This window comes from Micromonospora sp. URMC 103 (genome assembly GCF_051386435.1).
Taxonomy (GTDB): domain Bacteria; phylum Actinomycetota; class Actinomycetes; order Mycobacteriales; family Micromonosporaceae; genus Micromonospora.
Genome location: NZ_JBPQTR010000006.1, coordinates 446,213 through 465,001, shown reverse-complemented (window position 1 = coordinate 465,001; position 18,789 = coordinate 446,213). Strand labels below are relative to the sequence as shown.

Sequence of the window (18,789 nt, the reverse complement as noted above, 5' to 3'; positions counted from 1 at the left end):
GTTCTCCGTCACCCGACCCGGCGCGCCTCGTTGACCAGGGTGGACGAGATGCCAGTCGCGTCCAGGAAGGTTGACCGCGGTAGCCGCGCGGCACTCGTGCCGACCAGCCAGCCTTCCCGGCTGTCGTGCACAGCCAGCCGTCCCTTCCCTGCGGGGGGCCCTGTCCCGGGCCCCCCGCGCCCTGTCCGGCCCCACTTCCTTCCCGCCGGGCCTCCCTGCGGGGGATCAGGCGGCGCGGAGGAGCTCGGCGGCGCGTTCGGGCGCGATGTCGTTGATGAAGACGCCCATCCCGGACTCCGAGCCGGCCAGGTACTTCAGCTTGTCCTTCGCCCGCCGAATGCTGAAGAGCTGCAGGTGCAGGTGCCCGAGCTGCCGGTCGATCCGCACCGGCGCCTGGTGCCACGCCGCGATGTAGGGCATGGGCAGGTCGAAGAGCGCGTCGAAGCGACGCAGCAGGTCCAGGTAGAGCGGCCCGAACGCCTCCCGCTCGGCGTCGTCCAGGGCGGGGATGTCCGGCACCGGCCGGTGCGGCGCGACGTGCACCTCGAACGGCCACCGGGCGGCCGCCGGGACGTACGCCGTCCAGTGCTCGTTGGAGAGCACCACCCGCTCGCCGGCGGCCCGTTCGGCGGCCAGCACGTCCGCGTAGAGGTTGCCGCCGAGGGTGCGCTCGGCGTAGCGGCGTGCGGCGCCGAGCATCGCCCGGGTCCGTGGCGTCACGAAGGGGTACGCGTAGATCTGCCCGTGCGGGTGGTGCAGCGTCACACCGATCTCCACGCCGCGGTTCTCGAAGCAGAACACCTGCTCCACACCGGGCAGCTCACCCAGCGCGACCGTCCGGTCGGCGAGCGCGTCGAGCACGGTGCGGACCCGGCGGGGGGAGAGGCTCGCGAACGAGGCGTTGTGGTCGGACGTGAAGCAGACCACCTCGCAGCGGCCGAAGCCCGGCCGGAGCGGGGTGAACGGTGTGACCTCACCGGGCTCGTCGGCCACCCGGCCGCTCAGTGACGGAAACCGGTTCTCGAAGACGACGACGTCGTAGTCGGGCGCCGGGATCTCGGTGAGCCGGTCGCCCACCGAGGGGTCGAGCGGGCACTGGTCGGCGGGGGGCAGGAAGGTCCGGGTCTGCCGGTGGACGGCCACCGCCACCCACTCGTCGGTCAGCGGGTCGTACCGCAGTTGGGAGGCGTGCGGCGGAGGCGGCAGCTCCCGCCGGTCCGGCTGGTCGCGGACGGCGTCGTCCCGCTCGTCGAAGTAGATCAGTTCCCGGCCGTCGGCCAGCCGGATCGCGGTGCGCTTCACTCCGCCGCCCCTCCAGTCGTCGGCGCGCCGGTGGGCCGGCGCACCTCCGTCGCCCTCACCATCACCAGTTCACCCACGCGCTCGCCGAGTATCCGTCGTGCCTCCGCCGGCAACCCGTCGTCGCTGACGAGCACGTGCGCGGCGGACAGCTCCACGATCGAGGAGATGCCGACGGTGCCCCACTTCGTGTGGTCGGCGAGCACCACCAGCCGGTCGGCCGCCGCCACCAGGGCGCGGTCGGTCTCCGCCTCCATGAGGTTGGGCGTGGTGAAGCCCGCCCGTTCGCTGATCCCGTGGACGCCGAGGAAGAGCAGGTCGAGGTGGAGCGACCGGATCGCCCCGACGGCCAGCGGACCCACCAGCGCATCGGACGGCGTCCGCACGCCCCCGGTGAGCACCACCGTCTGGTCGGCCCGCCCACCGGCGTGCAGGATCTCGGCGACCGGCAGCGAGTTGGTCACCACGGTCAGTCCGGGCACGTCCACGAGCCGGCGGGCCAGTTCGGCGGTGGTCGTCCCCGCGGAGAGCGCGACGGCCGCGCCCGGAGGCACCAGCTGTGCCGCCCGGTCGGCGATGGCCGCCTTCTCGCCCGGCTGTCGGACCGACTTGGCCCGGAACCCCGGCTCGTCGGTCGACCCGGTGCCGGCCAGGGTGGCGCCGCCGTGCACCTTGGCCAGCAGGCCGCGGTCGTGCAGCGTCTCCAGGTCGCGCCGGATCGTCATGTCCGAGACGCCGAACTCGGCGGCCAACTCGGTGACGCGTACCCCGCCCGCCGCCCGGACCCGCTCCAGGATGGCCGCCTGCCGCTGCTGCGCGAGCATCCCCTCACCTCCGGGCCGTGTCGCATACCCTCACGCGGTCAAACGTGTTCCAACAAGAACGAACACTAGCGCGTACCCGGAAGCGGCGGAAGGAACGGGGGTCGTCCGGCGGTCAGACGGACGGCAGTTTGGGCTCGACCCACCCGGTCTCGGTGAGGTGGTGCAGGACGGCCTGGACCGACTCCTCGACGGTCAGGTCGCTGGTGTCGACCACCAGGTCGGCGTCGGTCGGCTCCTCGTACGGGTCGTCGACCCCCGTCATCCCGGTGAGCAGACCGGCGCGCGCCCGCGCGTAGAGCCCCTTGCGGTCGCGCCGTTCGCACACCTCGAGCGGGGTGGCGACGTGCACCAGCAGGAAACCCGCCCCGGCCGCCAGCGCCATCTCCCGGGCGGCCGCCCGGGCCGCGGCGTACGGGGCGATGGGGCAGCAGATGGCCAGCCCGCGGTGCCGGGCGATCTCCGCCGCCACCCAGCCGATCCGGCGTACGTTCAGGTCGCGGTCGGTCTTGGTGAACCCCAGCCCCGCGGACAGCTCCCGGCGCACGGCGTCGCCGTCGAGCAGGCTGATCGTCCGCTCGCCCCCCTCGCGCAGCGCGTCGGACAGGCCGCGCGCGATGGTCGACTTGCCCGAGCCGGAGAGACCGGTCAGGAAGACCACGAGCCCGCGGTGCCGGCGCGGCGGACGGGCCCGGGCCAGCTCCCTGGCGACCGCCGGCGGGGTGTGCCACTCGGGGAGCGGGAAACCCCGGTCCAGCAGGTCGTCGATCTCCTCCTGGGCCAGCGCGAGCCGCCGGTTGCGGGGCGGGATGTCCTCCCGCCAGCGCCACTGACCGTCACGGTTGTCGTACGCCAGCTCGCGCGGCACCAGCACGCGCAGGCCGGCGCCGGAGAGCATCTCGCCCGTGGAGAGCAGGTGGGTCACGCCGTACGCGGCCGACACCCGCGCCCGCAGCAGCGCGTCGCTGATCTCGTCGCGACGGCGGGAGAGCGGCACCGCGACGAGCGTGGCCGGGGGCATCCGGTCCCGGGCCGCGAAGACGGCGCGCACCAGCGACTCGGGTGGCATCCCGCCGACGCCGTCCTCACCGATCGGGATGAGGACCAGCAGGTGCGCGCCGAGGGTGCGGGCGGCGTGCGCGATCTGGGCCAGCTGCGGCCGGTGCAGCGGACGGTCGGCGATCACCCCGAGCACCCGGCCGGGAGGCAGCAGCGCGCGGACCTCCTCCGGGCTGCGGCGCAGCCGCTGGAACGGCCCGTGACTGCCGTCGCCCAGCCGGCGCAGGACGCCACCGACACCGGCCACCCCGTCGCGCACCGGCCACGCGTCGGCCACGTCCAGCGCGGCCATCGGCGCGCCCTCGCCGTCGGTGAGCACCAGCGCGCGGCGCGCCGGATCGCGCGGGTCGAGCGCCTGCGCGAGCGCCGCCGGCACCTGGAGGGTCACGGGGACCTGCCACGGGCTGCCGTCGGCGAGCCGCCCCCGGCGGCTGACCGAGACCAGGTCGGCCCGGGTCATGAAGCCGGTCAGCGGGGCGTACGCCCCGGTCAGCAGCAGTTCCAGGTCGGCCAGCTCGCCGGGGCGCGGCGTGTACGCCGGCGCGTCCCGGAGCACCTCGTCGGGCAGCACCCACCCGTTGCTCATCACACCCCCCACTCGCTGGCCGGCACACAGTTTCTCAGTCGACCGCCGATCGGTCGAGGGCGCCACTCCACCCCGCCGCCGTGTGTCGGCACAGCCGGTCGATCCATCCCGGTCAGCGCAGGTCAGCCGCGCCGGCCGCCCCGCCCGGCGAGCGCGACCAGATTGTCGGGGACACGGCGGCGGACGGCCCGGCGGAGCCGGATGAGTAACGACTCCTCCGACACCTCCGGCGGCGCCCCGTCGGTGGCGCACCGCACCAGCAGCGGGAGCCGGGCGTCCAGCGTCCAGCCCAAGCTGCTGACGCGGACCTTGAGCTGCCACGTCCCGGCCGTCCGGCCGCCGTTGACCGTCGAGAGGTCGACCGTCACCGTCCCGCGGTGCTCGGCGTGGACCGTCCCGTCGGGCCCGGCCACCCGCTCGACCGTGAACTGCACCGGCAGGAAGACCTCCTCGTTGGTCTCCTGGTGGCGGGCCACCACGTCCAGCCGGCCCTTGCCGAGGGCCTTCGTCACGTCGCGCAGCTCCGGGTCGACGTCCGTCACCGGCAGCTGCAGGAGATCCCGGTCGCCCTGTCGCACGACCCGCATCGGCCGCCGGCCGGACTCCAGCCACGCACGGACGTCGACGGTCAGCGTCGTACCGTCGAGGGCGTACCGGTCGACCCGGCCGGTGGCGTGGAGCCTCGACTCCCACTCGGCGAGCCGGCGCAGGTCGGCCAGCCGGTCCTCGGCGGCGAGGTGGGTGAGGACGCGTTGCACCGGCGGCAGCCCGGCCGCGACGCCGGGACCGAACCGCTCCCGGATGATGTCGCGGACCTCCGCGGCGACCCGCGCCGCCCACTCCTGCGGGGCGTCAAGGAAGCGGCGCCCGCGCAGCCGGCTGAGCATCTCGTTGCGGAGCCAGCGCCGGTGCAGCCGGTCCCGCAGCGGGCCTGGCTCCACGTGCGCGTCGACGGTGTCCAGCGCCTCCCGCAGGGCGGTGTAGTACTCGCCCGGGTCCATCTCGGCGGTGGTCACGCCGCCGCCGTCGTCCCGACGGGTGTGGTGGTAGCAGGTGTAGTCGGCCAGGACGCAGGTGCGCTTCGACAGCAGGTATGCCCGCACCACCATCCGGTGGTCCTCCAGGCGTCGCGGCCATCCCTCCGGGAACCGCAGGTCGTGCTCGTCCAGGAACGCCCGGCGGAACATCTTGTGGCAGGTCAGGCTGTCGATCAGCGGCGCGTTCGCGAGGGTGGCGTCGAACCGGTTGCGCCGGAACAGCTCGCGGGGGACGCTGCGCCCGTGCCCGGCCATCCGGCCGATGACCACGTCCGCTCCGTGCGTCGAGGCGGTGTCGTAGAGCCGCTCGAGGGCCTCGTCGCCGAGCCAGTCGTCGTCGTCCACGAACATCACGTACTCGCCGCGCGCCTGCGCGACGCCGACGTTGCGCGGCCGTGACGGCCAGCCCGAGTTCTCGATGTGCACGACCCGCAGGTGCGGGTGGGCGGCCGCCAGCGCGTCCAGGCGGGCCGGCGTGTCGTCGGTCGAGCCGTCGTCGACGAAGACGGCCTCGAACTGCGCGGGCGGCAGCGACTGGCTGAGCAGCGAGTCGACGAGGCGCCCGATCCGGGGACCACAGTTGTAGGCGGGCACCACCACGCTCACCTTCACGGGGGTACTCGTGTCGCCGGTCATCGTTCTCTCCCCGGTCGTAGGTCGCCACCCGGGACGGTCGGGCCATCCGCGGGCGGCGATGAACCGCTCCATTGTGAGGGTCCGGGCGCGTGGGTGGTAGCCATGGCCCGCCGCTGATCCCTAGGGGCCGGGCCCGGGGAGGATCAGGGAAGCGTCCGGGGCGCGGAACGCCCCACGAGGGGCCTGAGCTGCCTACGCTGGGCGGCGTGACACTGATAGCGACGGAGTCGCTGACCAAGACGTACGGGGGAGGGGTCACCGCGCTGGCCGACCTCACCGTCTCGGTCGAGCCGGGGATCATCGGGCTGGTGGGCGCGAACGGCGCCGGCAAGTCGACCCTGATCAAGATCCTGCTCGGCCTGCTGGCCCCGACGAGCGGGCGGGTCCGGGTGCTCGGCCTGGACCCGACGACCGACTCCGCGGCCGTACGGGCCCGGGTCGGCTACATGCCCGAGCACGACGCCCTCCCGCCCGACCTGAGCGCCGCCGAGCTGGTGACCCACCTCGGGCGGATCAGCGGGCTGCCCCGCACGGTCGCTCGCGAGCGGGCCTCCGAGGCGCTGCGGCACGTGGGCCTCTACGAGGAGCGCTACCGCCCGGTGGGCGGCTACTCCACCGGCATGAAGCAGCGGGTGAAGCTCGCACAGGCGCTCGTGCACGACCCCGACCTGCTGCTGCTCGACGAGCCGACCAACGGCCTCGACCCGGCCGGCCGGGACGCCATGCTGGCCCTCGTGCACCGCATCGGCACCGAGTTCGGCATCTCCGTCCTGGTCTGTTCCCACCTGCTCGGCGAGGTCGAGCGGATCTGCGACACCCTGGTCGCCATCGACGGCGGCCGGCTGCTGCGGGCCGACCACATCTCGGCCATGACCTCGGCCACCGACGTGCTCGCCGTCGAGGTGAGCGAGGGCACCGAGGAGCTCGCCGCCCGGCTGGCCGCGCTGCACCTGCCGGTCCGTCGCGACGGGCGGCTGCTGCTCGTCGAGCTGGCCGACGACGCCACCTACGACCTGATCCTCGGCGCGGTGGCCGAGCTGGACCTGCCGCTGCACCGGCTGGACCAGCGCCGGCACCGGGTGGCCGAGCTGTTCGCCACGAGGGAGCCCAGCCATGCCTGAGCCGACCGGTGTCATCCACGACATCGGCTACCAGCGTTACACCGGCCCGCGGCTGGGCCGCCGGCACGTCTTCGGCGCGCTCTACCTGCACGGGCTGCGCACCGCGTTCGGGCTGGGCCGCAGCGCCAAGGCCAAGATCTTCCCGTGGCTGGTGGTCGCCATCGTCACCGTGGTCGCGGCCGGCGTCACCGCCGTCCGCAGCCAGCTCGGCGAGGTGGTGATGACGTACGCCCAGTTCGCCGACAACATGAGCTGGCTCGTCATCTTCTTCGTGGCAGTGGTCGCCCCCGAGCTGGTCTCCCGGGACCTGCGCAGCGGTGTGCTGCCGCTCTACTTCTCCCGGCCGCTGCCCCGGTCGGACTACCCGCTCGCCAAGCTGCTGGCCCTCGTGACCGCGCTGTGGCTGCTGCTCGGCGGGCCGCAGCTGGTGATGTTCCTCGGCGCCGCGTTCACCACCGACGACGGCATGACCGGGGTCTGGAACGAGCTTCTCGACCTGCTGCCCGGCCTGCTCTACGCCGGCCTCTGGGCGGTCGTCTTCGCCTCGGTAGGCCTGCTGGTCGCCTCGCTGAGCGGCAAGCGCGCGTTCGCGGCCGGCGGGATCGTGGCGGTGTTCCTCATGACCACGCCGATCGTCGGCACCCTGTCGATCATGCCGTCGCGGGCGGTCAACGAGCTGGCCGGGCTGGCCTCGCCGTCCACGCTCGTGCAGGGCGTCGGCGTCTGGTCCCTCGGCGACCTGCTCGTCACCGAGAACGGTGGCACCGCGCACTCGATGATCGGCGGCTTCGGGCCGGTCTACGCGATCGCCGCCGTGCTGCTCGTGGCCGTCTGCGTCACCCTGCTGCTGGCCCGGTACCGGAAGGTGGCCGCCCGATGACCACGACCAGCGCCGCCCCCCGCGCGGGGGCCGCGACCGCAGCCGCCAGCACGCTGGATCTCGCCGGCGTCTCCCGCTGGTACGGCAACGTGGTCGCCGTCAACGACGTGAGCATGCGGCTCGGCCCGGGCGTCACCGGGCTGCTCGGCCCCAACGGCGCGGGCAAGACGACCCTGCTGCACATGATGGCCGGTTTCCTGGCCCCCTCGCGCGGGGCGGTGACCCTCGACGGCGCGCCGACCTGGCGCAACCCGGAGGTCTACCGCCGGCTGGGGCTGGTGAGCGAGCGGGAGGCGGTGCACACCTTCCTCAGCGCGTACGAGTTCGTGCTGGCCAGCGCGAAGCTGCACCGCCTGCCCGATCCGAAGGAGGCGGCCCGCCGGGCCATCGCCCTGGTGGAGCTGGAGAGCGCGCAGGACCGGCGGATCGGCACGTACTCCAAGGGCATGCGGCAGCGCGCCCGCGTGGCCGCGGCGCTGGTGCACGACCCGCAGGTGCTGCTGCTCGACGAGCCGTTCAACGGCATGGACCCCCGCCAGCGGCTGCACATGATGGACCTGCTGCACCGCCTCGGCGGCGCCGGCCGCACCATCCTGTTCAGCTCGCACATCCTCGAAGAGGTCGAGCAGGTCTCCGGCACGGTCCAGGTGATGGTGGCCGGCCGGCTCGCCGCCTCCGGCGACTTCCGGACGATCCGCCGGCTCATGACCAACCGGCCGCACGTCTTCGCGGTGCACTCGACCGACGACCGGGCCCTCGCGGTCGCGTTGATGGCCGAGGCCTCGGTGACCGGCGTCGAGCTGACGCGCACCGGGCTCACCGTGCGGGCCGGCGACTACGGCGCCTTCACCCGGGCACTGCCCCGGATCGCCCTCGGGAAGGGCATCCGGGTGCGGCAGCTCGTGCCCGAGGACGAGTCCCTCGAGAGCGTCTTCTCCTACCTGGTGGAGGCCTGACCCATGTCGACCGTTTCCTGGATCACCGCCCGCGGCCTCTTCGGCCGGCGCCGGTTCCTGCTGCTGTTCCCCCTCCCGGTGGTGCTCGTGCTGCTGGCCGTGCTGTCCCGCTCCCTGGGCGTGGACCCGGGTCAGTGGGGCCCGCCCGTGCTCGTCGGGCTCGGGCTGGCCGTCGTGCTGCCGGTGGTCGCCCTGATCGTGGGCACCGGTGTGCTCGGTGCGGAGATCGACGACGGCACGGTGGTGCACATCCTCACCAAGCCGCTGCCGCGCTGGCAGATCGTCCTGCCGAAGCTCGCGGTGGCGACCGGCGTCACGGCGGCCACCGTGGCCGTGCCGCTCTACGTCGCGGGCGTGCTGGCCCATTCCGTACGCCTCGGCCTGGCGCTCGCCGCGGCCGCGTGCCTCGGTGCGCTGGCGTACTCGGCGCTGTTCCTGGCGCTCAGCCTGCTCACCCGGCGGCCGGTGCTGCTCGGTCTGGTCTACGTGCTGATCTGGGAGGGGCTGCTCGGCAACTTCGTGAGCGGCACGAAGGTGCTCTCGATCCAGCAGTACGTGATCGCCCTGGCCGACCGACTGGCCCCGACCGGGCTGCTGGAGACGAGCGTCTCCGTGCCGGTGGCGGCCGTCATGACGGCGCTCGTGAGCGTCGGCTTCACCGTCCTGGCGATCGACCGGCTGCGCTCGTTCAGCGTGGCCGGCGAGACGAGCTGAGGCTACGGACCGTGCGACGGGCCCCCGCGACGCCTCACGCGACGCGGGGGCCCGGTCAGCAGGTGCGCGGATGGTAGGGCTGGCCGGATGGACCGGGTCCGCCAGGTCGGCGAGGCTGGACACGTGAGTGCGGAAGCGGGACAGGTCATGGCGCGCCAGCCATACGCCGGCGGCGCGCGGCACTGGCTGGTGAGCCTCGCGGTGGCCGGGCTGGCCGCCGCCGCGACCAGCACGGTCGCCCAGGGCAGCGGGCACTTCCACTGGTGGGCGGGGTTCGTGTTGATCCCCGGCGCGTTGATCGCCGCCAGTGGAGGGCCGATGCTGGCCCGGGGCGGCGGGCGGGCCTTCGCCGGGTACGTCATCGTCTGCCCGGGCGCGCTGGTCTTCGCCACCGGCGCGCTGCTGATGTTCGGGGTGATGGGCCGCGGCTGGCCCGTCATGATCATGCTGCCGTGCCTGGCGGTCGCCGGCACGTACCTGTGGCGGCCGGCGCATCCGCTGGCGCGGGGGCTGCACCGGGCGGTGGCGCTGCTGGCGCTGACCGGCGCGCTGCTCGGCGCGACGTTCCAGCTGATCCGCGCCGGCGTCGTGGACTTCGGCGACACCGGCTGGTGGGGGGCCTTCCTCATGCTGGCCGGGGTGATCGTGTGCGGCAACGCGGTCGAGCTGGTCCGGCACCGGATGCCGTACCGCCTGCAGGCCATCACGCTGCTGGTCGGCCCGTCGGTGGTCTCGTTCCTGCTCGGGCTGCGCTTCCTCCGCGGCTGGTGACACACCACCGGCCGGGCCGGCCCCGAGGGCTGGCCCGGCCGGGCGTCGCCGGCCCCCCGGGCGCCGGCCCGGCCGGGCGTCGCTAGAACGCGGAGGCGATGACCAGTTCGGTGGTGCGGTCGGGCAGCAGGTCGAGCTTGCCGATCCGGCCGGCGGCCCGCACGTCGTCGGAGACCAGCGTGAGCTTCTCCAGCACGGCGGCCGGGCCGAGCGCCTCGGCGAGCGGCACCTCCGCCCGCATCGAGAGCTTCCGCTCGGACTTGGCCCGCCGCACCTGGCTGAGCGCGTCCCCGGCGAGCCGGAGCAGCTCCGGGTCACCCTCGCCCTCGATCGCCCGGCCCACCTCGTACGTGGTCGGCCACGGCGCGCGGTGCACCGAGCCGTACCGCCACCATGACCAGACCTCCTCGGTGACGAACGGCAGCACGGGGGCGAACAGCCGCAACTGCACCGAGAGGGCGGTGGCCAGCGCCGCCCGGGCCGAGTCGGCACCGGGCCCAGATCCGTACGCCCGCTCCTTCACCAGCTCGATGTAGTCGTCGCAGAACCGCCAGAAGAACGTCTCGGTCGCCTGGAGGGCGGCCGTGTGGTCGTACGCCTCGAGGGCGGTCGTCGCGGCGGCCACGACGGTGGAGAGTTCGGCGAGCACGGCCCGGTCGAGCGGCGCGGTCGCGGCCTCGCGCAGCGCCGCCCCGGCGCCCAGCCCGAGGGCGAACTTCGACGCGTTCAGCAGCTTCGTCGCCAGCCGGCGGCCGATCTTGATCTGGGCCGGGTCGTACGCCAGGTCCATGCCGGGCTTGCCGCTCGCCGCCCAGTACCGCACCGCGTCGGAGCCGTGCTGCTCCAGCAGCGCCATCGGGGTGACGACGTTCCCCTTGGACTTCGACATCTTCTTCCGGTCCGGGTCGAGGATCCAGCCGGACACCTCGGCGTCCCGCCAGGGCAGCACGCCGTGTTCGAGGTGCGACCGGACGATCGTGGAGAAGAGCCAGGTGCGGATGATGTCGTGTGCCTGCGGGCGCAGGTCCATCGGGAAGACCCGGGCGAACAGGTCCGGGTCGGTCTCCCAGCCGCCGACGATCTGCGGGCTCAGCGACGAGGTGGCCCAGGTGTCCAGGACGTCCGGGTCGCCGACGAAACCGCCGGGGCGACCGCGCTGGGACTCCTCGTAACCGGGCGCCGGGTCGCTGGACGGGTCGACCGGCAGCGCGGACTCGTCCGGCGTGAGAGGCTGGGACCAGTCCGGCTCGCCAGCGTCGTCGAGCCGGTACCACACCGGCACCGGCACCCCGAAGTAGCGCTGCCGGCTGACCAGCCAGTCGCCGGTCAACCCGCCCACCCAGTGCTCGTAGCGGTGGCGCATGTAGTCCGGCACCCAGTGCAGCTCACGGCCACGGGCCAGCAGATCCTCGCGCAGCCGGGGGTCGCGCCCGCCGTTGCGCAGGTACCACTGCCGGGTGGAGACGATCTCCAGCGGCCGGTCACCGCGCTCGTAGAACTTCACGGGGTGCGTGATCGGTCGTGGCTCGCCGATCAGGTCGCCCGCGTCGGCGAGCATCCCGACGACCTCCCGGCGCGCGCCGTTGACGGTCTGCCCCGCCAGGGCCGCGTACGGCTCGGCCGGCACGCCGGCGGGCGGCTCGGGCAGCAGCCGGCCGTCCCGGCCGATGACGACCCGGGTGTCCAGTTGCAGCTCACGCCACCAGGTCACGTCGCTGAGGTCGCCGAACGTGCAGACCATCACCAGACCGGTGCCCTTGGCCGGGTCGGCGAGCGGGTGGGCGTGCACCGGCACCTCCACCCCGAACAGCGGGCTGCGGGCGATCGTCCCGGTCAGGTCGGCGTAGCGCTCGTCGTCCGGGTGGTGGACCAGCGCCACGCAGGCCGGCAGCAGCTCCGGCCGGGTCGTCTCAATCAGCAGCTCGCGCCCGTCGCGGCCGGTGAAGCGCAGCCGGTGGTAGGCGCCCGGGCGCTCCCGGTCCTCCAGCTCGGCCTGGGCCACCGCGGTGCCGAACCCGACGTCCCACAGGGTCGGCGCCTCCGCCTGGTAGGCCTCGCCGCGCGCCAGGTTGCGCAGGAACGCCCGCTGGCTGGTGGCCCGCGCCACCCGGCCGATCGTGGTGTACGTCAGCGACCAGTCCACCGACAGCCCGAGCCGCCGCCAGAGCGCCTCGAAGACCTGCTCGTCGGCGACGGTGAGCCGCTCGCACAGCTCGATGAAACTGCGCCGGGAGACGGGCGTCGGGTTCTTCCGGGCCTCGTCGGTGACCGGGGCGGCCGGCGGTCGCCAGGCCGGGTCGTAGGGCAGCTCCGGGTCGCAGCGCACCCCGTAGACGTTCTGCACCCGCCGCTCCGTCGGCAGGCCGTTGTCGTCCCAGCCCATCGGGTAGAACACGGTGCGCCCGCGCATCCGCTGGAACCGGGCCACCGTGTCGGTGTGCGTGTACGAGAAGACGTGCCCCATGTGCAGCTCGCCCGATACGGTCGGCGGAGGCGTGTCGATGGCGTATACGTCCGAACGCTCCTTCGAGCGGTCGAACGCGTACGTGCCCTCCTCCTGCCAGCGGCGCGCCCAGGTCTCCTCGATGCCGTCCAGGCTCGGACGGTCGGGGACGCCGGCGCGGGCCGTCCTCTCCGTATCGGTCATCCTGCGATCGTAGGCAGCGGGCAACGGCCGGACCATCGGTTAAGCCTCGTGCCACGATGGAATTCGTGCCGACGCTTCCACTGAGCCCCGACGAGCTGCTCACCACCACGCGCACGGTCCGCCGGCGGCTGGACCTGAGCCGGCCGGTGCCGATGGAGCTGGTCCGCGAGTGCCTGGAGATCGCGCTCCAGGCGCCCTCCGGCTCCAACCGGCAGGGCTGGCACTTCGTGGTGGTCACCGACCCGATGCTGCGCGCCGAGATCGGTCTGCTCTACCAGCGGGCGGTGCGGGCGTACCTCGCGTCGGAGTCCTCGGCGGCCCGCCTGTTCCCGGACGACCCGGCGCGCGCCGCCGTGCAGCAGCGGGTGGGCGAGAGCGTGGCCTGGCTCGGTGACCGGATGGGCCAGGTGCCCGTGCTGCTGCTCCCGTGCCTGCGGCTGCACGGCGGCGGGGAGCTGTCGGCCGGCAACCAGGCCGGGCTGTGGGGGTCGCTCCTGCCAGCGGTGTGGAGCTACATGCTCGCCGCCCGGGCGCGCGGGCTCGGCACCGCCTGGACCACCCTGCACCTCACGTACGAGGCGGAGGTGGCCGAGCTGCTCGGCCTGCCCGAGGAGGTGCGCCAGGCCGCGCTGGTCCCGACGGCCTGGTACACGGGCGAGGGTTTCCGGCCGGCGAGGCGGCAGCCCCTCGACGAGGTGCTGCACGTCGACCGCTGGTAGGCCGGTCGGGGCGGCGGAGAGACCTCCGGCTGTGACAGCATCTGCCGGGTCCTGGCAACCCCGGGGGAGGCAGTGCGTGGACGACGTACGCGCGGTGTGGTGGGACCGGCCGGAGCTCGTCGAGGCGCTCGCCGCGTTCGCCGTCGGCGTGGTGTTCGCGGCCCGCGGGATGCCGCTCGTGGCGGTGTCCGGCTTCTCCGAGCTGATCGCCAACGCCTCCGTGGCGGCAGTCGCGCCGGCCTGCGCGCTGCTCGCCGTGGCCGTGGCCGCGGCGGCCCTCGCCCCGCGCCTGCCCGGATGGTGGCTCGTGGGCGGCGCTCTGGCCCTCCTCCTCGTGGCGGACCGGTTGCCCGGCGGCGGTGGCTCCGGGCTCATGCCGCCGTCCGGCGAGTACGCGACCGGCGAGGTAGCCGCCGCGCTCGCGGCCGCCGTCGGGGTCGGCTTCGCGCTCGGCGGTGTGCTGCTGGCGCTGGGGCAGGTGCCCCGAACGGTGCGGTGGCTGCCGGCCGGTGGGCTGGCGGCCGGGCTCGTGCTGCACCCGGTCAGCACCGCGGCGATCACGAGCCAGCTGCCGGCCCGGTACGCCGGCACGCTGCTCCCCGCCCAGGTGCAGCTCTGGGCGGCGGTGCCGGTCGTCCTGCTCGCCGGGCTCCTGGCGTACCGGCGGTCCATCGACGTCCCGTCCCCGGCGCCCGGCCGGTCCCGGCCCGCCCCGGTGGTGCTGGTCGGCGTCGCGGCCGCGCTGACCCTCGCGGGGCTGGCCGGCCGTTCGTGGCTGGTCCGGGCGCTCCGGCTCGACCCGGACGGCTTCTCGAGCCACCGGCGGACGGTCGTCGTCGAGGCGATCTCCCACTACTCGCTTGTCGTGATCGCGGTGGCCGTCGCCGTGGTGCTGCTGGCTTCCGCGTACCGGGCCGGTGGCGTGGTCGCGGCCCGGTGGGTGGCGGTCGGTGCGGGCGCCGGTCCGCTCCTGCTCACCGGGTTCCCGCTGGGCGGCACCTCCTCGCCGTCGCGGATGTTCCTGGTCGTGGTGGCGGGGGCCGCCGCGCTCACCACCGGCGCCCTGCTGGCGCGGAGCGCCGTGTCGCCGCCCGGGGACGCGATCGGTCTGTTGGTCGCCGCCGTGGCGGCGCCCCTGGCGTCCCCCATGGTGGGGCCGGAGCTGCCCTGGGCGGTGACCGCTCATCCGGTGCTGGTCACCCTCGGCCTCGGTCTCGCGCTGGGCTTCGGCCTGAGTCACACGGCCACCGCGGTCGGTCCCCCGGAAATCGGGCGCGGCGGTCCCGGGCCCGGCCCGGAGACCGGCCGCCTGGTCGGGCTCTTGGCGCTCGGCCCAGCCGCGCTGCTGCTCTCCGCCGTGGCGCTGGCCCCGGTGGTGCTGCACTCCCAGATGGACACGCCGTACCGGGAGCCGCTGGTGACCGTGCCCGCCTTCGCGGCCGGCGCCGCGGTGCTGGCGGCGCTGCTGTTCGGGCTGCAGCGCGCGGTGGAGCGGCTCCTCCGCCGACCGCAACCCCAACCCGTCGCGTGATCAAGAGCTTTGCGTCGTCCGGCCGCCCGATCCTGACGCAAAGCTCTTGATCACCGGGCCGGGCCTGGCCGGATGGGGCCGGTGGGGTTGGGCCGGGTGGGGCCGGAGGGGGTCGGGGATCAGCGGAGGGAGTTCTGCCACTGGCGGTGCAGGGCGGCGTAGCGGCCTCCGGCGGCGGCCAGCCGGTGCGGCGGGCCGTCCTCGACGATGCGGCCGCCGTCGAGGACCAGCACCCGGTCGGCGATCTCCACGGTGGAGAGCCGGTGCGCGATGACCAGCGCCGTCCGGTCCCGCAGGATGGTGCCGAGCGCCCGCTGCACCAGCCGTTCCGTGGGGACGTCCAGGGACGAGGTCGCCTCGTCCAGGATCAGCACGGTCGGGTCGGCCAGGAACGCGCGGGCGAACGCGACCAACTGCCGCTGCCCGGCGGAGAGCCGGCCGCCACGCCGGTGCACCTGCGTGGCGTACCCGTCGGGGAGCGCCGAGATGAAGTCGTGCGCGCCGATCGCCGTGGCGGCGGCCCGCACCGCGGCGTCGTCGGCGTCCGGGCGGCCGAACCGGATGTTCTCCTCGACGGTGCCGCTGAACAGGTGGTTCTCCTGGGTCACCAGCACCACGGCCCGGCGCAGGTCGGCGTCGGCCACGTCCCGCAGGTCGATCCCGTCGAGGCTTACCGCGCCGCTGACCGGGTCGTGGAACCGCGCGACCAGCTTGGCGATGGTCGACTTGCCGGCGCCCGTCGGCCCGATGAGCGCGACGGTCTGCCCGGCGGGCACCGTCAGCTCCAGGTCGGTGAGGATGGCGGCGCCCGGGCGGTAGCCGAAGGAGACCGTACGGAAGGCCAGCTCCCCGTTACCGGGGCCGCGCGGCAGCGGCGCCGGGCGGGGAGGCTCCGGCACCTCCGGCCGCTCGTCGAGCACACCGGCGAGCTTCTCCAGCGCCGCCGTGGCGGACTGGAGCGAGTTGTAGAACTGGCTCAGCTCCTGCATCGGCTCGAAGAAACGCCGCAGGTAGAGCAGGAACGCGGCCAGCACGCCGATCTCGGTACGCCCGCCGAGCACCCGCCAGCCGCCGTAGCAGAGGACCGCGGCCACCGTCACGTTGCCGATCACCTTGATCCCCGGTGAGTACGTGGCGATCAGCCGGAAAGCGTGCAGGCTGGCGTGGCGGTAGTCGTCGCTCAGCGCCTCGAAGATGCGCTGGTTGCGCGGCTCCCGCCGGTACGCCTGCACCGCCCGGATGCCGCGCATCGACTCGACGAAGTGGACGATGACCAGCGCCACCGCCTCGCGGGTGCGCCGGTACGCGCCGGCCGACGCCCGGGCGAACCAGCGGGACAGCCAGAACAGGAACGGGAAGGCGAGCAGGGTCACGGCGGCCAGCGGCGGGTCCAGCAGGAGCAGGATGGCGGCCACGGACACGATCGAGAGCACGGCGAGCACCACGCTGTCGATGCCGCCGTCGACCAGTTCGGCGATCGAGTCGAGGTCGCTCGTGAGGCGGGACACCATCCGCCCGGACGTGTACCGCTCGTGGAACGCCACCGACAGGCGCAGGAAGTGCCCGTACACCCGCTGGCGGAGGTCGAGGAGGACGGCCTGGCCGATGCGCGCGGAGAGGGTGAGGAAACCGCGGCGGGCCGCGTACTCGACGACGGCCGCCGCGCCGAACGCCCCGGCCACGGCGACGAGCGGGCCGGGGTCGCCGGCCCGCAGCGGCGCGATGCCCCGGTCGATGCCGAGCATGACGAGGTACGGCCCGGCCATGGCGGCGCCGTTCTGGGCGAGCAGCAGCGCCACCGCCGCGGTGAGCCAGCCGCGGTGCGGGCGCAGGAGGTCGGCCAGGAGCAGCCGGCTGCGGGCCCGGAGCCGGGCCACGGCCTCGGGGCTGCCGTCCTCGGCGTGGCTGCGGTCGGCGACCGGGTCGATGGCCCGTCCGCGCCAGCGCGTCAGCTCCGCCTCACCGTCCAGGGACGGAACGTCGTCGATTTCGGGCGGACCGTCGGCGGGTGGCGGCCGGCGGGGCCGCAGCGGCCACCGGCGGTGGCCCCCGCCCCCGGCCACGTTCCCGCGTGGCCCCGAGGCGTCGGCGGTCACGACCGCACCAGCCCGCGTCCGCCCGGTGCGGTGCCCGTCGGCCCGGCCCCGGTGGGCGGCGACGCCCCGCCGGCCGGTGCGGCCCCGGTGCCCGCGGCGGAAGGCGGCTCGGCCGAGAGCAGGGCCCGGTACGCGGGAACCGTGGCGAGCAGGTCGGAATGGCGGCCGACCGCGGTGATCCGGCCGCCGTCGAGGAGCGCCACCCGGTCGGCCAGCGCGATGGTCGACGGCCGGTGCACCACGAGCAGCGCCGTGCACTCCCGCAGCACCCGCTTCAACGCGGCCTCGACGAGCGCCTCGGTCTGCACGTCGAGCGCGGAGAGCGGGTCGTCGAGGACGAGCAGCGCGGGCCGGCCGAGCACCGCGCGGGCCAGCGCGAGCCGCTGCCGCTGCCCGCCGGACAGGGTGAGGCCCTGTTCGCCCACCCGCGTGCCCAACCCCCACGGCAGGTCGTACGCGAAATCGGCCTGGGCCAGTGCGAGCGCGGCCCGGATCTCCTCCTCGCCCGCGTCGGGGCGGCCGAGGATGAGGTTCTCCCGGACCGACATGGAGAACAGGGTGGGTTCCTCGAACGCCACCCCGACGAGGCGACGCAACGCGTCCAGCCGCAGGTGGCGCAGGTCGTGTCCGTCGAGGGTGATCCGGCCGCCGGTCACGTCGTGCAGACGCGGCACGAGTGAGAGCAGCGTGCTCTTGCCGCAACCGGTCGCGCCCACGAGGGCCACCGTCTCGCCCGGCTCGACGGTCAGGTCGATGTCGCGCAGCACCGGCGCGGCCGTGTCGGGGTACGCGAACGAGACGCGCTCGAACCGCAGCCGGCCGCGCACCGCCGCGCGGGACAGCGCCACGGCGCCGGGGGCGTCCACGATCCGCGGGGGAGTGTCCAGCACCTCCTGGACGCGGTCCGCGGCGGTGGCGGCCTCCTGCCCGTTCGCGATGATCCAGCCCAGCGACTGCACCGGCCAGATCAGCATGAGCTGGAGGGTCACGAAGGCGACCAGCTCGCCGATGGTGAACCCGCCCCGGGCGGCGGTGGCCGCACCGGCGACCAGCACTGCCCCCAGCGTGAGGTTCGGCACCAGGTCGAGCAGGGCGGAGGTGCGGGCCAGCAGCCGACCCTTGCCGACGCCGGTGTCGTGCAGCGTGCGGGCGGCGCCGCCGAAGCGGGCCGCGAGCTGCGGTCCCCGCCCGTACGCCCGCATGGTGCGCAGCCCCTGCGCCGTCTCCTCGACGAGCGTGGCCACGTCACCCTGCTGCTCCTGCATCCGTCGCGACGCCGCGTGGTAGTGCCGGGCGAACTGCCGGCTGATGAGGAACAGCGGCACCGCGCTCGCGGCCACCAGCAGGCCCAGCGCCGGGTGCAGGCGGATCAGCAGCACCACCACGACCGCGTACGTGAGCAGGTTGAGCACCAGGAAGAGCAGGCCGAACGAGAGGAACCGGCGGATCACCGACAGGTCGGTGGTGATCCGGGAGAGGAGTTGGCCGGACTGCCACCGGTCGTGGAAGCTCGCGGGAAGTCGTTGCAGGTGGGCGTAGACGTCGGCGCGCAGCGCCGCCTCCATGCCGACCGCCGAGGAGGACTGCACCCAGCGGCGGACGAAGATGAGCACCGCCTCGGCGAGCCCGAGCAGCAGCGCGAGCGCGCCGAGGTGGAGCAGCCCGGCCGGGTCGCGCCGTGCCACCGGCCCGTCGACGACCCGTTGCACCACGACTGGCACGGCGATGCTCGCTCCGGTGCCGGCCAGCGCCGCGAGCAGCAGCCAGCCGAACTGGGCCGCGTACGGGCGCAGGTAGCGGCGCAGCCGCCAGAGGTTGTGCACCGGGTGGGGGCCCGCGGCGACCCGGGCGGCCGGGTCGCCGTCGCTCTCCGCAGGCACTACCCGACGGTAGCGGCAAATGTGAGGCCGGCCGGT

Annotated in this window: 14 protein-coding genes; 7 read left to right on the top strand and 7 right to left on the bottom strand. The window is 74.4% G+C overall.

Features of this window, described 5'->3' with window-relative positions:
- Nucleotides 1–225: 225 nt before the first annotated feature.
- The 4 genes from galT to ACSNOA_RS28400 all read right to left on the bottom strand — a co-directional run bounded on the left by galT (nt 226) and on the right by ACSNOA_RS28400 (nt 5,438).
- Nucleotides 226–1,302 (bottom strand): galactose-1-phosphate uridylyltransferase, encoded by a 1,077-nt coding sequence (gene galT / locus ACSNOA_RS28415; RefSeq protein WP_436662850.1) that lies wholly within the window; start codon nt 1,300–1,302, stop codon nt 226–228.
- A complete protein-coding gene (locus tag ACSNOA_RS28410) occupies nt 1,299–2,123 on the bottom strand; it encodes a DeoR/GlpR family DNA-binding transcription regulator (protein ID WP_436662849.1) in 825 nt (274 codons plus the stop codon). The genes galT and ACSNOA_RS28410 overlap by 4 nt, the downstream gene beginning before the upstream one ends.
- Nucleotides 2,124–2,235: 112 nt before the next feature.
- A complete protein-coding gene (gene cysC, locus ACSNOA_RS28405; protein ID WP_436662848.1) occupies nt 2,236–3,765 on the bottom strand; it encodes an adenylyl-sulfate kinase in 1,530 nt (509 codons plus the stop codon).
- A 122-nt stretch (nt 3,766–3,887) separates the two neighbouring features.
- Nucleotides 3,888–5,438 carry a glycosyltransferase family 2 protein gene (locus ACSNOA_RS28400; RefSeq protein ID WP_436662847.1) on the bottom strand — a complete coding sequence of 517 codons (1,551 nt, stop codon included), beginning with the start codon at nt 5,436–5,438 and terminating at the stop codon, nt 3,888–3,890.
- Nucleotides 5,439–5,644: 206 nt separating this feature from the next.
- Here ACSNOA_RS28400 and ACSNOA_RS28395 point away from each other — a divergent pair, with 206 nt between their 5' ends.
- The 5 genes from ACSNOA_RS28395 to ACSNOA_RS28375 all read left to right on the top strand — a co-directional run bounded on the left by ACSNOA_RS28395 (nt 5,645) and on the right by ACSNOA_RS28375 (nt 9,880).
- Nucleotides 5,645–6,559 carry an ABC transporter ATP-binding protein gene (locus ACSNOA_RS28395; RefSeq protein ID WP_436662846.1) on the top strand — a complete coding sequence of 305 codons (915 nt, stop codon included), beginning with the start codon at nt 5,645–5,647 and terminating at the stop codon, nt 6,557–6,559.
- Nucleotides 6,552–7,439 (top strand): ABC transporter permease, encoded by an 888-nt coding sequence (locus tag ACSNOA_RS28390; protein ID WP_436662845.1) that lies wholly within the window; start codon nt 6,552–6,554, stop codon nt 7,437–7,439. Before ACSNOA_RS28395 ends, ACSNOA_RS28390 begins: the two co-directional genes overlap by 8 nt.
- On the top strand, nt 7,436–8,395 hold the full coding sequence (locus tag ACSNOA_RS28385; protein ID WP_436662844.1) for an ABC transporter ATP-binding protein: 960 nt from the start codon (nt 7,436–7,438) through the stop codon (nt 8,393–8,395). The genes ACSNOA_RS28390 and ACSNOA_RS28385 overlap by 4 nt, the downstream gene beginning before the upstream one ends.
- 3 nt (nt 8,396–8,398) lie before the next feature.
- Nucleotides 8,399–9,109, top strand: coding sequence for an ABC transporter permease (locus ACSNOA_RS28380; RefSeq protein WP_436662843.1), 711 nt, complete (start codon nt 8,399–8,401; stop codon nt 9,107–9,109).
- A 147-nt stretch (nt 9,110–9,256) separates the two neighbouring features.
- On the top strand, nt 9,257–9,880 hold the full coding sequence (locus tag ACSNOA_RS28375) for a hypothetical protein (protein ID WP_436662842.1): 624 nt from the start codon (nt 9,257–9,259) through the stop codon (nt 9,878–9,880).
- 82 nt (nt 9,881–9,962) lie between these two features.
- Here ACSNOA_RS28375 and valS read toward each other — a convergent pair whose 3' ends face one another.
- Nucleotides 9,963–12,527, bottom strand: coding sequence for a valine--tRNA ligase (valS, locus tag ACSNOA_RS28370; RefSeq protein ID WP_436662841.1), 2,565 nt, complete (start codon nt 12,525–12,527; stop codon nt 9,963–9,965).
- Nucleotides 12,528–12,583: 56 nt separating this feature from the next.
- Between valS and ACSNOA_RS28365 the strand changes: the two genes are divergently transcribed.
- Together ACSNOA_RS28365 and ACSNOA_RS28360 are read left to right on the top strand one after the other, a co-directional pair.
- Entirely contained in the window at nt 12,584–13,246 is a 663-nt protein-coding gene (locus ACSNOA_RS28365) for a nitroreductase family protein (RefSeq protein WP_436662840.1), read from the top strand.
- A gap of 76 nt (nt 13,247–13,322) precedes the next feature.
- Nucleotides 13,323–14,777 (top strand): hypothetical protein, encoded by a 1,455-nt coding sequence (locus tag ACSNOA_RS28360; protein WP_436662839.1) that lies wholly within the window; start codon nt 13,323–13,325, stop codon nt 14,775–14,777.
- A gap of 119 nt (nt 14,778–14,896) precedes the next feature.
- On the opposite strand, the gene ACSNOA_RS28355 is transcribed toward ACSNOA_RS28360, so the two are convergent.
- Together ACSNOA_RS28355 and ACSNOA_RS28350 are read right to left on the bottom strand one after the other, a co-directional pair.
- Entirely contained in the window at nt 14,897–16,765 is a 1,869-nt protein-coding gene (locus ACSNOA_RS28355; RefSeq protein ID WP_436663406.1) for an ABC transporter ATP-binding protein, read from the bottom strand.
- 104 nt (nt 16,766–16,869) lie between these two features.
- A complete protein-coding gene (locus ACSNOA_RS28350; protein ID WP_436662838.1) occupies nt 16,870–18,753 on the bottom strand; it encodes an ABC transporter ATP-binding protein in 1,884 nt (627 codons plus the stop codon).
- Nucleotides 18,754–18,789: the final 36 nt, after the last annotated feature.